Annotated in this window: 9 protein-coding genes; all 9 read left to right on the top strand. The window is 44.0% G+C overall.

Annotated elements, in window-relative coordinates:
- The first annotated feature begins 286 nt into the window (after positions 1–286).
- The 9 genes from rpoB (at position 287) to rplC (ending at position 13,777) form a co-directional block, all read left to right on the top strand.
- Positions 287–3,826: a DNA-directed RNA polymerase subunit beta gene (gene rpoB / locus AC58QT_RS33980; protein ID WP_497412840.1), complete on the top strand. Its 3,540-nt coding sequence runs from the start codon at positions 287–289 to the stop codon at positions 3,824–3,826.
- 69 nt (positions 3,827–3,895) lie between these two features.
- Positions 3,896–7,516: a DNA-directed RNA polymerase subunit beta' gene (rpoC, locus tag AC58QT_RS33985; protein ID WP_497412841.1), complete on the top strand. Its 3,621-nt coding sequence runs from the start codon at positions 3,896–3,898 to the stop codon at positions 7,514–7,516.
- Positions 7,517–7,696: 180 nt separating this feature from the next.
- Positions 7,697–7,948, top strand: coding sequence for a ribosomal L7Ae/L30e/S12e/Gadd45 family protein (locus tag AC58QT_RS33990; protein WP_310502671.1), 252 nt, complete (start codon positions 7,697–7,699; stop codon positions 7,946–7,948).
- Positions 7,949–8,110: 162 nt separating this feature from the next.
- Positions 8,111–8,530 carry a 30S ribosomal protein S12 gene (rpsL, locus tag AC58QT_RS33995; protein ID WP_028557500.1) on the top strand — a complete coding sequence of 140 codons (420 nt, stop codon included), beginning with the start codon at positions 8,111–8,113 and terminating at the stop codon, positions 8,528–8,530.
- Positions 8,531–8,574: 44 nt separating this feature from the next.
- Positions 8,575–9,045, top strand: coding sequence for a 30S ribosomal protein S7 (gene rpsG, locus AC58QT_RS34000; RefSeq protein WP_028557499.1), 471 nt, complete (start codon positions 8,575–8,577; stop codon positions 9,043–9,045).
- Between the two features lie 39 nt (positions 9,046–9,084).
- The gene (gene fusA, locus AC58QT_RS34005; protein ID WP_497412842.1) at positions 9,085–11,160 is read left to right on the top strand and encodes an elongation factor G; all 2,076 of its coding nucleotides are present in this window, start codon (positions 9,085–9,087) and stop codon (positions 11,158–11,160) included.
- Positions 11,161–11,199: 39 nt separating this feature from the next.
- Positions 11,200–12,390, top strand: a complete 1,191-nt coding sequence (gene tuf, locus AC58QT_RS34010) for an elongation factor Tu (RefSeq protein WP_068661877.1) — start codon at positions 11,200–11,202, stop codon at positions 12,388–12,390.
- Positions 12,391–12,801: 411 nt separating this feature from the next.
- Positions 12,802–13,110 (top strand): 30S ribosomal protein S10, encoded by a 309-nt coding sequence (gene rpsJ / locus AC58QT_RS34015; protein ID WP_028557496.1) that lies wholly within the window; start codon positions 12,802–12,804, stop codon positions 13,108–13,110.
- A 43-nt stretch (positions 13,111–13,153) separates the two neighbouring features.
- The gene (rplC, locus tag AC58QT_RS34020; protein ID WP_056618299.1) at positions 13,154–13,777 is read left to right on the top strand and encodes a 50S ribosomal protein L3; all 624 of its coding nucleotides are present in this window, start codon (positions 13,154–13,156) and stop codon (positions 13,775–13,777) included.
- The last annotated feature ends 1 nt before the right edge of the window (position 13,778 follow it).

A 13,778-nucleotide genomic window follows, 5' to 3' on the forward strand; every position in this document is an offset into this window, starting at 1 on the left:
ATTAAGATGGGACACATGTCTTTAGTTGGTAAAAATGTCAAGTCTTTTTTTCGGCCAATATGAATAAAATTCGAACGAGTGACGTATAATGTTTGAATTTTGGGAAATTCTAACAGGATGGGAAGAAATTCTTGATAAAGTCTTATTGAATACAGAAAAAAACCTTCATCCATACAGTCGCTTAATTCGGACGGGCTCCACTAACGGAGGCGTCCTGAGTGTACGTCGGTCGAAGTTTTTCTTCTTTCTTTTTATTTATTGAGTAGAGTTGAGGGGTGAATGAAAGTTGGCGGGACATCTTGTTCAATTTGGACGACGTAAACGCAGGACTTATGCACGAATTAATGAGGTTCTGGGCATTCCAAACCTGATTGAAATCCAGCAAAAATCGTATGAGTGGTTTTTGGAAGAGGGACTTCGTGAGATGTTTCAGGATATCTCCCCGATTCAGGATTTTACAGGGAACCTAGTACTGGAGTTTATTGACTATAGCTTAGGCGATCCTAAGTATTCGGTTGATGAATCCAAAGAACGCGACGTAACATATGCGGCGCCGTTAAGAGTCAAAGTCCGTTTGATTAATAAGGAAACCGGTGAGGTCAAGGAACAAGAAGTGTTCATGGGGGATTTCCCTATTATGACTGATACGGGAACGTTCATTATTAACGGTGCGGAGCGTGTAATCGTCTCCCAGCTCGTTCGTTCTCCCAGTGTTTATTATAGCACGAAAGTGGATAAAAACGGCAAAAAAACTTACACAGCAACAGTGATTCCGAACCGTGGAGCATGGCTGGAGTTGGAGACAGATGCGAAGGATATCATCTATGTTCGTATCGATCGCACGCGTAAAATTCCAGTTACCGTATTGCTTCGTTCATTAGGATTTGGTACGGATGCTGAAATTCTAGATCTTCTTGGCGATAACGAATATATTCGTAACACGCTAGATAAAGATAACACGGATTCTACGGAAAAAGCGTTAATCGAAATCTATGAGCGTCTTCGTCCAGGTGAGCCGCCTACACTTGATAATGCAAGAAGCTTGATCGTTGCTCGTTTCTTTGATCCGAAGCGTTACGATTTAGCGAACGTAGGTCGCTACAAAATTAATAAAAAATTACACATCAAAAACCGTTTGTTCAATCAACGTTTAGCTGAAACTTTGGTAGATTCCGAAACGGGAGAAATCATTGCTGAAGCTGGGCAATTGTTGGATCGTCGTGTGCTTGATGAAATCCTTCCTTTTATTGAAAAAGGTGCGGGATATAAAGAGTTTACAATTCCAAAAGGTGTTACTGGCGCGGATACAATTCCTGTTCAGTGCATTAACGTTTACTCACCAACAGAAGAAGGCAAGGTAGTTAAGGTTATTTCTAACGGTGTTATTGATAAAGCTGTCAAGAACATCACGCCTGCCGATATCATTTCCTCCATTAACTACTTTATTAACTTACTGCATGGTATTGGAAATACGGATGATATCGACCATCTTGGTAACCGTAGACTTCGTTCTGTAGGTGAATTGCTTCAAAATCAATTCCGTATCGGCCTTTCCCGTATGGAACGTGTTGTTCGTGAACGTATGTCGATTCAAGACGCTAACGTGATCACGCCGCAAGCATTGATCAACATTCGTCCTGTTATCGCGTCGATCAAAGAGTTCTTTGGTAGCTCCCAGCTATCTCAATTTATGGACCAAACGAATCCGCTTGCTGAGTTGACGCACAAAAGACGTCTATCTGCACTCGGGCCCGGCGGTTTGACGAGAGAGCGCGCAGGGATGGAAGTTCGTGACGTGCATCACTCTCACTATGGCCGTATGTGTCCTATTGAGACGCCTGAGGGACCGAACATTGGTTTGATCAACTCCTTGTCCACGTTTGCCCGTATTAACGAGTATGGCTTCATTGAAGCACCTTACCGTTGGGTAGATCCAAAGACAGGCTTGGTTACAGACCAAATCGCTTACCTGACAGCTGATGAAGAAGATAACTACGTTATCGCGCAAGCGAATGCGAAGTTGACGGAAGATAACAAATTCGTTGAAGATGCGATTATCGTTCGTTACAAAGATGACAACTTAACACTTCCGGTTGAACGTGTCGATTACATGGACGTTTCTCCGAAACAAGTTGTATCTGTTGCGACAGCGTTGATCCCGTTCCTTGAAAATGATGACTCCAACCGTGCGTTGATGGGTTCCAACATGCAACGTCAAGCTGTTCCACTTCTAATTCCTAAAGCGCCGCTTGTAGGTACAGGTATGGAGCACAAAGTTGCTAAGGACTCGGGAGTATGTATTGTCTCCAAATTTGATGGAATTATTGAGAAAGCTGCTGCGAATGAAATTTGGTTGCGTCGCCAGGAAATGGTGGATGGCAAACTAGTCAGCGGCAATATCGTTAAATACAAGCTTCACAAGTTTATGCGTTCCAACCAAGGTACTTGCATTAATCAACGTCCGATTGTTAAAAAGGGCCAATTGATTAAAGCGGGCGATATTCTTGCAGATGGACCATCGACAGAACAAGGCGAATTGGCACTTGGACGTAACGTAGTCGTAGCTTTCATGACTTGGGAAGGTTACAACTATGAGGATGCGATCTTGTTATCCCAAAAGCTAGTTAAAGAAGATGTGTACACTTCAATCCATATCGAGGAATACGAGTCCGAGGCTCGTGATACGAAGCTAGGACCAGAAGAAATTACTCGCGACATCCCGAACGTAGGGGAAGACGCACTTAAGAATCTTGATGAGCGCGGAATCATCCGTGTTGGTGCTGAAATCGGTGCTGGCGACATCCTTGTTGGTAAAGTAACACCGAAAGGTGTAACGGAATTGACAGCGGAAGAAAGATTGCTGCACGCCATCTTCGGTGAGAAGGCTCGTGAGGTTCGTGACACGTCCCTGCGCGTACCGCATGGTACAGATGGTATCGTTGTTGATGTGAAAGTATTTACGCGTGAGAACGGCGATGAGCTGCCTCCTGGTGTTAACCAACTCGTTCGTGTCTATATCGCTCAAAAACGGAAAATTTCCGAGGGTGACAAAATGGCGGGACGTCACGGTAACAAAGGGGTAGTAGCACGTATTCTCCCTGAAGAAGATATGCCTTTCCTTCCAGATGGTACGCCGGTTGAAGTCGTTCTTAACCCACTAGGGGTTCCATCCCGTATGAACATCGGTCAAGTACTTGAAGTTCACTTGGGTATGGCTTCCAAGTATCTCGGTATCCACGCTGCAACACCGGTATTTGACGGAGCGCGTGAGTATGACGTATTTGATGCGATGGAAGAAGCAGGTATGCAGCGTAGCGGTAAAACAATTCTGTACGATGGTCGTACAGGAGAGTCCTTCGAGCGTGAAGTAACCGTTGGCGTTATGTACATGATTAAACTAGCACACATGGTTGACGATAAAATCCATGCCCGTTCCACAGGACCTTACTCCCTTGTTACTCAGCAGCCGCTGGGTGGTAAAGCGCAGTTCGGTGGACAACGTTTCGGGGAGATGGAGGTATGGGCACTCGAGGCTTATGGGGCTGCTTATACATTGCAAGAAATTCTTACCGTTAAGTCAGATGACGTTGTGGGCCGTGTGAAAACATACGAATCCATTGTCAAAGGCGAGAACGTTCCAGAACCTGGCGTTCCGGAATCCTTCAAAGTTTTGATCAAGGAGCTTCAAAGTTTAGGTATGGATGTTAAAATCCTATCTGGCGACGAAGAAGAGATCGAAATGCGTGAAGCTGACGACGACGACGAAGTGACAAGCGATAAATTAAACCTAAACATCGAGGGCACCGAGCTTGGGGTCAACGAATAGTAACATAGCTTTAGAACGAGAACGATTCACTGTAAAGTGGGTTTAAATTTCTTAAAGGAGGGTTGCTCCTTGATGGACGTTAACAACTTCGAGTTTATGAAAATCGGCTTGGCATCACCCGATAAAATTCGCTCTTGGTCCCGTGGGGAAGTAAAGAAGCCGGAAACGATTAACTACAGAACCTTAAAACCTGAGAAAGAAGGTCTTTTCTGTGAAAAGATCTTCGGACCTACGAAAGATTGGGAATGTCATTGCGGTAAGTACAAACGCGTTCGTTATAAAGGCGTTGTTTGTGACCGCTGTGGCGTTGAAGTAACCCGTCAAAAAGTACGTCGTGAACGCATGGGGCACATTGAACTTGCTGCTCCTGTTTCACACATCTGGTACTTTAAAGGGATTCCTAGCCGTATGGGTCTTGCACTAGATATGTCTCCAAGATCTTTGGAAGAGATTATCTACTTCGCATCCTACGTAGTAACGGATCCAGGTGATACACCTCTTGAGAAGAAACAACTCTTGTCTGAAAAAGAATACCGTAGCTATCGCGAGAAGTACGGCTATGCTTTCCAAGCAGGCATGGGTGCGGAAGCTGTTAAAAAGCTTCTAATTGATATTGATATCGAACGCGAAGTGGATACACTCAAAGAAGAACTCAAAACAGCACAAGGTCAACGCCGTAACCGTGCGATTAAGCGTCTGGAAGTTATGGAAGCATTCCGTAACTCGAAGAACTTGCCTGGTTGGATGGTACTGGATGTACTTCCAGTTATCCCGCCTGAGCTTCGCCCGATGGTACAGCTTGATGGTGGACGTTTTGCGACATCCGATTTGAATGACCTCTATCGTCGTGTAATTAACCGTAACAACCGTCTAAAGAGATTGCTCGACCTAGGTGCACCGGATATCATTGTTCAAAATGAAAAACGGATGCTTCAAGAAGCGGTTGATGCATTGATCGATAACGGTCGTCGCGGCCGTCCAGTAACAGGTCCGGGTAACCGTCCTTTGAAATCCCTCAGCCATATGCTGAAAGGTAAACAAGGTCGTTTCCGTCAAAACTTACTAGGTAAACGTGTTGACTACTCTGGTCGTTCCGTTATCGTAGTAGGACCTAACCTGAAGATGTACCAATGTGGTCTTCCGAAGGAAATGGCACTTGAATTGTTTAAGCCTTTCGTAATGAAAGAGCTTGTAAATAAAGGTTTGGCTCACAACATCAAGAGTGCGAAACGTAAAGTTGAGCGCGTAAGTCCTGATGTATGGGATGTACTAGAAGAAGTTATTAAGGAGCACCCGGTTCTTCTGAACCGTGCACCTACACTGCATAGATTGGGTATTCAAGCTTTTGAACCGATTCTGGTTGAAGGCCGCGCTATTAAACTTCATCCGCTCGTATGTACAGCGTATAACGCTGACTTCGACGGTGACCAAATGGCCGTTCATGTACCATTATCCTCAGAAGCTCAAGCTGAAGCTCGTTTGCTCATGCTAGCATCGGGTAACATTTTGAATCCGAAAGACGGTAAGCCGGTTGTTACACCTTCACAGGATATGGTTCTGGGAAGTTTCTACTTAACAACGGATAATAAATTTGCTAAAGGTGCTGGTTCTATCATTAGAACAGTTCATGAAGCAGTTTCTTCCTACCAATCGGGCAAAATGGCACTACACGCACGTGTTGCAATCCCTGCTAGAGCATTGAACAAAACAAGTTTCACAGAGAAACAACAAAACGCAATGCTGATCACGACGATCGGTAAAATCATCATGAACGAAATTTATCCTGCTGATTTCCCGTTCATCAATGAACCGACCAAAACCAATTTGTTAAACGGTATTCCAGATTCGCACTTTGTATTTGAAAAAGGTGCTGATCTGAAGGCGATTATGATGGAACGTGATGAGAACAAAGCGGTTGGTAAAGAGTACTTAGGATCGATTATTGCCGAGTGCTTCCGTAAGTACCACACGACGCAAACGTCGATGATTCTTGATAAAATCAAAGAGCTTGGATTCACGTATTCTACAAAAGCGGGTATTACCGTAGCTGTCTCTGACGTTGTTGTTCCAACTGAAAAAGTAGCAATCCTTAAGGAATGTGAAGAGAAAGTACGCGTAGTTACGAACCAATACCGTCGTGGTTTGATTACGGATGAAGAGCGTTATGACCGCGTTATTGCGATCTGGAGTAAAGCTAAGGATGAAATCACAGAAATTTTGATGAAATCCCTAGATAAATACAATTCCATCTCCATGATGGTTGAATCCAAAGCACGGGGTAACAAATCGCAGATTACACAGCTTGGCGGTATGCGTGGTTTGATGGCGAATCCATCTGGTAAAATTATGGAGTTGCCGATTAAATCGAACTTCCGTGAAGGTCTGACAATCTTAGAATACTTTATTTCCACGCACGGAGCGCGTAAAGGTCTTGCCGATACAGCACTTCGTACAGCGGATTCCGGTTACTTGACTCGTCGTCTCGTTGACGTAGCACAAGATGTTATCGTTCGTGAAGACGATTGTGGAACAGATAAAGGCTTCATGGTTAGCAAAATTCAAGACGGTAAAGAGGTTATTGAGGATCTTTACGATCGTATTGAAGGGCGCTACGCTTACGAAACGCTTCGTCATCCACAAACTGGTGAAGTTATCGTACAACGTAATGAGCTTATCGAATCAGGTATTGCAGATCGTATTATTGAAGCAGGTATCGAGAAACTTCAAATTCGTTCTGTACTTAGCTGCCGCACCAATCATGGTGTTTGTAAAAAATGTTATGGTCGTAACTTGGCTACTGGTCAATTCGTTGAGGTTGGTGAGGCAGTTGGTATTATTGCCGCGCAATCCATTGGTGAGCCAGGAACACAGTTGACGATGCGTACGTTCCATACCGGTGGTGTTGCCGGAGACGATATCACTCAAGGTTTGCCGCGTATTCAAGAGCTCTTTGAAGCACGTAATCCGAAAGGTCAAGCGATCATTTCCGAAATCGACGGTGTCGTGAAGGAAATTCGTGAAGCTAAGGATCGTCGCGAAATCGAAGTTCAAGGTGAAGCGGAATCCAAAGTGTATGCAGTTCCTTACGGTTCCCGCGTACGTGTTTCGTTGAATCAACAAGTTGAAGCTGGTGACGAGTTGACGGACGGATCTATCGATCCGAAAGAAATGCTTCGCATCAAAGGTATCCGCGGCGTTCAGAACTATATTCTTCAAGAAGTACAACGTGTATATCGTAACCAAGGGGTAGAAATTAACGATAAACATATTGAAGTTATGGTTCGTCAAATGTTACGTAAAATCCGCATCGTAGATGCTGGTGATACGACGCTTCTACCGGGTTCATTTGTTGATATTCACGAGTACGAAGCTGCGAATAAAGTTGCTTTGTTCGCAGGTAATGAGCCAGCAGTTGCTCGTCCAATCTTGCTGGGTATCACGAAAGCTTCCCTAGAAACAGACTCCTTCTTGTCTGCGGCTTCTTTCCAAGAGACTACACGTGTCTTGACAGATGCAGCGATCAAGGGGAAAGTCGACCAATTGTTAGGTTTGAAAGAGAATGTTATCATCGGTAAACTGATCCCTGCGGGAACAGGAATGCCGAGATACCGTAATATTCGAATCACAAACCCTAATGAGGTTGTTGTTCTAGATGAAGATTTGGAAAAAGAAACAGTTGCTGTAGAGTAATTGCATATATAAAGAGAGGTAGCCACTAGTTTATGGAGGTGGCTGCCTCTTTTTAATGGATGAGGGCAAATGTTTTTGAGGGACATGTCAAACTAACCCTTGACACTAGCTGATCAAAATGCTAATATATCGAAGTGTGCCTAAGTCGATATTCTTTCCTTTCTTTGAAGGGGGTGCCTAATGTCTTATGAAATAGTCAAACAGGCCAAGAATAGATGTGTAGGCACGAAGAAAGTTACAAAAACAGTCGAGCAGGGTAAGGCGATAGAAGTTTTTGTTTCTAAAGATGCAGATCCGCGATTGACGATAAATCTGGTAGCTCTCTGTACGCAGAAGGGTGTGCCTGTAACCTACGTAGATTCTATGAAGATGCTAGGTAAAGCATGTGGAATTGAAGTTGGAGCTGCGGTAGCAGCTGTTGTAAATGAATAAGTGATAAAGACGTTTTTGTTGGTGGAACAAGCTAGCGTAAGTACTAGTGACTTTGACAGCTATCCATAACAAAGACTTTCTCTTTGCTCATTTATGACTCGCCTGGATCTGTGGGCTTGCAAGAAGCACATCATGTTATGAATGTAGGGAGGAGGTGGCGATATGCCAACAATTAACCAACTAGTACGTAAAGGTCGTCAAGCGAAGGTGGATAAGTCCAAATCACCAGCTTTGCAAAAAGGTTTTAACGCTTTGAAAAGAGAAGCAACGGATTTGAGCGCTCCTCAAAAACGTGGTGTCTGCACGCGTGTAGGTACTATGACTCCTAAGAAGCCTAACTCCGCACTTCGTAAATACGCACGTGTTCGTTTAACAAACCGCGTAGAGGTGACAGCTTACATCCCAGGTATCGGTCACAACCTGCAAGAACACAGCGTTGTATTGATCCGTGGTGGTAGAATTAAAGATCTTCCAGGGGTACGTTATCACATCGTACGTGGAGCACTTGATACTTCCGGTGTTAACAACCGTAAGCAATCCCGTTCCAAATACGGTACGAAACGTCCGAAAGTTAAAAAATAAGAGATAATAATCAGGAATGATTCTTATAAGAAAGGGGGATAACTATGCCTCGTAAAGGTCCAGTTACTCGCAGAGACGTATTGCCAGATCCTATTTATAATAGCAAACTAGTTACTCGTCTTATCAACCGTATTATGGTTGATGGAAAAAGAGGGGTAGCACAAACGATTCTATACAACGCTTTTAACCTCGTGAAAGATCGTACAGGTAAAGAGCCGATGGAAGTGTTTGAAGCTGCTATCAAAAACATTATGCCAGTACTAGAAGTTAAAGCTCGCCGTGTTGGTGGAGCTAACTATCAAGTGCCTATCGAAGTTAGACCTGACCGTCGTTCGACATTAGGTTTGCGTTGGTTGGTTAACTATTCCCGTCTTCGCGGTGAGAAGACGATGGAAGAAAGATTGGCTTATGAAATTATCGATGCTAGCAATAGCACAGGTTCTTCCGTTAAGAAACGTGAAGATACACACAAAATGGCTGAAGCTAACAAAGCTTTCGCTCACTACCGTTGGTAGAATTCTAAATCAATTAAGAGAAAGGAGACATAACGACCTATGGCTAGAGAGTTCTCCTTAAAGAACACGCGTAATATCGGGATCATGGCTCATATCGATGCTGGTAAAACGACTACTACTGAGCGTATCTTGTTCTATACTGGTAAAGTTCATAAAATCGGAGAAGTGCACGAAGGTGGCGCTACGATGGACTGGATGGAGCAGGAGCAAGAGCGCGGAATCACGATTACTTCCGCCGCTACAACTGCGCAATGGGAAGGTCACCGCATCAATATTATTGATACCCCGGGGCACGTTGACTTTACTGTAGAGGTAGAGCGTTCCCTTCGTGTGTTAGACGGAGCAGTTGGTGTATTTAGTGCGAAAGAGGGCGTTGAGCCTCAATCCGAAACAGTTTGGAGACAAGCTGATAAATACAACGTTCCACGTATTGCTTACGTAAACAAAATGGATATCATCGGTGCAGACTTCCTGCAAGTTGTTGACTCCATGCGTCAAAAACTTGGTGCAAATGCTGTAGCTATTCAACTTCCAATTGGTGCTGAGAGTGATTTCAAAGGTATCATTGACTTGGTTGATGAAGTTGCATATATGTACAAAGATGATCTTGGTAAGGATATCGAGAAAATCGAAATCCCTGCTGAGTTCAAAGATCAAGTTGCAGAACTACGTTTAGAACTAATCGAGAAAGTTGCTGAGCTTGATGAAGAGCTTACAATGAAATACCTCGAAGGTGAAGAACTTACTGTTGATGAGATCAAAGCAGCTCTACGTAAAGGTGTCTGTGAAGTGAAAATCTTCCCAGTTATCGTAGGGTCTTCTTACAGAAACAAAGGTGTTCAATTGATGTTGGATGCGGTTATTAACTACCTGCCATCACCACTTGATGTACCTGACATTAAAGGTGTACTTGACGATGGTACTGAAGTGGTTCGTAAGTCTGCTGATGATCAACCTTTCTCAGCGCTTGCATTCAAAATCATGACAGATCCTTTCGTTGGTCGTCTTACGTTCTTCCGTGTTTACTCTGGTACCTTGAACTCCGGTTCCTATGTCTCTAACGCGACAAAAGGCAAACGTGAGCGCGTTGGTCGTATCCTGCAAATGCATGCGAACAGCCGTCAAGAGATCAGCATTGTATACGCTGGTGACATCGCCGCGGCCGTTGGATTGAAAGATACAACGACTGGTGATACACTTTGTGATGAGAAACACCCAGTTATTCTTGAGAAAATGGTATTCCCTGAACCGGTTATCCAGCTTGCTGTTGAGCCGAAGACGAAAGCCGACCAAGATAAAATGGGTATCGCATTACAAAAACTTGCAGAAGAGGATCCTACTTTCCGTGCTTCCACAGACGAAGAAACAGGACAAACGATTATCGCAGGTATGGGTGAGCTTCACCTTGAAATCCTAGTTGATCGTATGCTTCGTGAGTTCAAAGTGGAAACCAATGTAGGTAAACCGCAAGTTGCTTACCGTGAAACATTCCGTGCAGCAGCTAAAGTTGAAGGTAAATTCGTTCGTCAATCAGGTGGTCGTGGTCAATACGGACATTGTTGGGTTGAGTTCGAACCTCAAGAAGCTGGAGCAGGTTTTGTTTTCGAAAGCAAAGTAGTCGGCGGATCTATTCCAAGAGAATACATCGCACCTATTCAAGCTGGTATCGAAGAGTCCATGAAAAACGGTGTAATCGCAGGATTCCCGTTAGTGGATATCAAAGCTACTGTTGTTGATGGATCGTACCATGATGTTGACTCCAATGAAATGGCGTTCAAAATCGCGGGTTCCATGGCACTTAAAGCAGCTAAAGAAAAATGTAAACCGGTTCTTCTTGAGCCAATCATGAAGGTTGAAGTTACTGTACCAGAAGAGTACATGGGCGATGTTATGGGTGACCTTAACTCCCGTCGTGGACGTATCGAAGGTATGGATAACCGTCATGGCGCGCAAATCATCCGTGCTAAAGTGCCTTTGTCCGAAATGTTTGGATATTCCACAACACTTCGTTCAAGAACACAAGGCCGTGGTGTTTACTCCATGGAACTTTCACATTATGAAGAAGTACCTAAGTCAATTGCAGAAGAAATTATTGCAAAAGGCAAAGGCGCTTAATATAAAACTAATAGTCACTCTAAGGAGGAATCGTTTAAAATGGCAAAGGCTAAATTTGAACGTAATAAACCGCATGTTAACATCGGTACTATCGGTCACGTCGACCATGGTAAAACAACTTTGACAGCTGCAATCACAACTGTACTTTCCAAAAGATACGGTGGAGCTGCAGTAGCATTCGACCAAATCGATAAAGCACCAGAAGAGCGCGAGCGTGGTATCACAATCTCCACAGCACACGTTGAGTACGAAACTCCTAACCGTCACTACGCACACGTAGACTGCCCAGGACATGCTGACTATGTTAAAAACATGATCACTGGTGCTGCTCAAATGGACGGCGCTATCCTAGTTGTATCCGCAGCTGATGGCCCTATGCCACAAACACGTGAGCACATTCTTCTTTCCCGTCAAGTAGGCGTACCTTACATCGTGGTATTCCTTAACAAATGTGACATGGTTGAAGACGAAGAGTTGCTTGAATTGGTTGAGATGGAAGTTCGCGACCTTCTTAACGAATATGAGTTCCCAGGCGATGATACTCCAATCATCCGTGGAGCAGCTCGTGAAGCTCTTCAAAACCCAGATGGCGCATGGGCTGATAAAATTATCGAATTGTTCGAACAAGTTGATACTTATATCCCAACTCCTGAGCGTCAAACTGACAAGCCTTTCCTTATGCCAGTTGAGGATGTATTCTCAATCACTGGTCGTGGAACAGTTGCTACTGGTCGTGTTGAGCGTGGAACTGTTAAAGTTCAAGAAGAAGTTGAAATCGTTGGTATCGCTGAAGAAACTCGCAAATGCGTAGTTACAGGCGTAGAGATGTTCCGTAAATTGCTTGACTCCGCTCAAGCAGGTGACAACATCGGTGCCCTTCTTCGTGGTGTTGATCGTAAAGATATCGAGCGTGGACAAGTACTTGCTAAGCCAGGTTCAGTTAAACCACACACGAATTTTACAGCTCAAATCTACGTTCTAACTAAAGAAGAGGGTGGCCGTCACAAGCCTTTCTTCACTGGTTACCGTCCACAGTTCTACTTCCGTACAACTGACGTTACTGGTATCATCAACCTTCCAGAAGGAACAGAGATGGTAATGCCAGGTGATAACATCACTGTTACTGTAGAACTTATCAACCCGATCGCAATCGAAGAAGGTACTCGCTTCGCGATTCGTGAAGGCGGACGTACTGTTGGTGCGGGCGCGGTTGCTACAATTCAAAAATAATCTCTCTTTAAGAGATCGAACATCCATCGATTTATCGGTGGATGTTTTTTGTTTTATATCATAACCGCGGCTAAGCTTATGCAGCTCTACAGCTAAGATTGATTGGAAACAGAATGCAGTGGTTTTAATAATAATCTTTTATTATAATGTAGAAACGGATTCAGAAAACGACAGCGGATGGTTACTTATATAGAAGAGAAAATCACGTGCAAATAAATATGTGTGTATGCCTAAAATTTCACTTGCTTTTCGTTTTATAATTTTATATAATATTAAACGTTGGTCTGTGACGTTGCGATGATGTGAAAGGTTGCCGACACACCAGGCCCCTTTGCCATGGGGATGGTTGTTGGAGAATTTTCACGGAGTATGTCCGATAATAAATTGGGCGATAGAAGGAGGGACTTTTAAATGGCAAAGCAAAAAATTCGTATCCGTTTGAAAGCTTATGATCACAGAATTATTGATCAATCAGCTGAGAAAATCGTGGAAACTGCCAAGCGTTCCGGTGCAGGTGTATCCGGTCCGATTCCGCTTCCGACAGAGAAGCAAATCATCACGATTCTTCGTGCGGTGCACAAGTACAAGGATTCGCGTGAGCAATTCGAGATGCGTACGCATAAGCGTCTAATCGATATTGTGAATCCAACACCACAAACAGTTGATGCTTTGATGCGTCTGGACTTACCGTCTGGCGTTGACATCGAGATCAAACTGTAAAACAACTATAGAGTTAATACTGGAAGGAAAAGAGGTGTCAACGATGAAAGGTATCTTAGGAAAAAAACTTGGGATGACACAATTGTTTACTCCGGAGGGTAATGTAGTTCCGGTAACTGTCATTCAAGCGGGACCATGTGTGGTACTGCAAAAGAAAGATGTGGATAACGATGGTTATGAGTCGATCCAAATCGGTTTTGATGATGTAAAAGCTAGCCGTATCATTAAACCAGAGCTTGGCCATGCGAAAAAAGCAGGGGCAACGCCTAAGCGCTACGTTAAAGAAATTCGTGGCATTCAGTTGGGTGACTATGAAGTAGGTCAAGAACTGAAAGCAGATCTGTTCGCAGAGGGCGAATTCGTTGATGTAACGGGTACTTCCAAAGGTAAAGGTTTCCAAGGTAACATCAAAAGACATAACCAATCCACTGGGCCAATGGCACACGGATCACGTTATCACCGCGGACCAGGTTCGATGGGTTCCATTCAAGCAAACCGCGTTCCTAAAGGTAAGAAATTGCCAGGACATATGGGTAACGAAACAGTAACACTACAAAATCTTCAAATCATTAAAGTAGATGCTGAACGTAATGTATTGCTAGTTAAAGGTTCCATTCCAGGCCCTAAAAACAGCTACGTTAGCGTGAAGTCTGCTGTTAAAAAGTAAG

It is taken from the genome of Paenibacillus sp. J31R109 (assembly GCF_059692055.1).

Bases quoted from the DNA above. Each gene is read 5' to 3' on its own strand.
- AC58QT_RS33990 (WP_310502671.1), top strand. From the start codon at position 7,697: ATGTCTTATGAAATAGTCAAACAGGCCAAGAATAGATGTGTAGGCACG.
- rpsL (WP_028557500.1), top strand. From the start codon at position 8,111: ATGCCAACAATTAACCAACTAGTACGTAAAGGTCGTCAAGCGAAGGTG.
- rpsG (WP_028557499.1), top strand. From the start codon at position 8,575: ATGCCTCGTAAAGGTCCAGTTACTCGCAGAGACGTATTGCCAGATCCT.
- fusA (WP_497412842.1), top strand. From the start codon at position 9,085: ATGGCTAGAGAGTTCTCCTTAAAGAACACGCGTAATATCGGGATCATG.
- tuf (WP_068661877.1), top strand. From the start codon at position 11,200: ATGGCAAAGGCTAAATTTGAACGTAATAAACCGCATGTTAACATCGGT.
- rpsJ (WP_028557496.1), top strand. From the start codon at position 12,802: ATGGCAAAGCAAAAAATTCGTATCCGTTTGAAAGCTTATGATCACAGA.
- rplC (WP_056618299.1), top strand. From the start codon at position 13,154: ATGAAAGGTATCTTAGGAAAAAAACTTGGGATGACACAATTGTTTACT.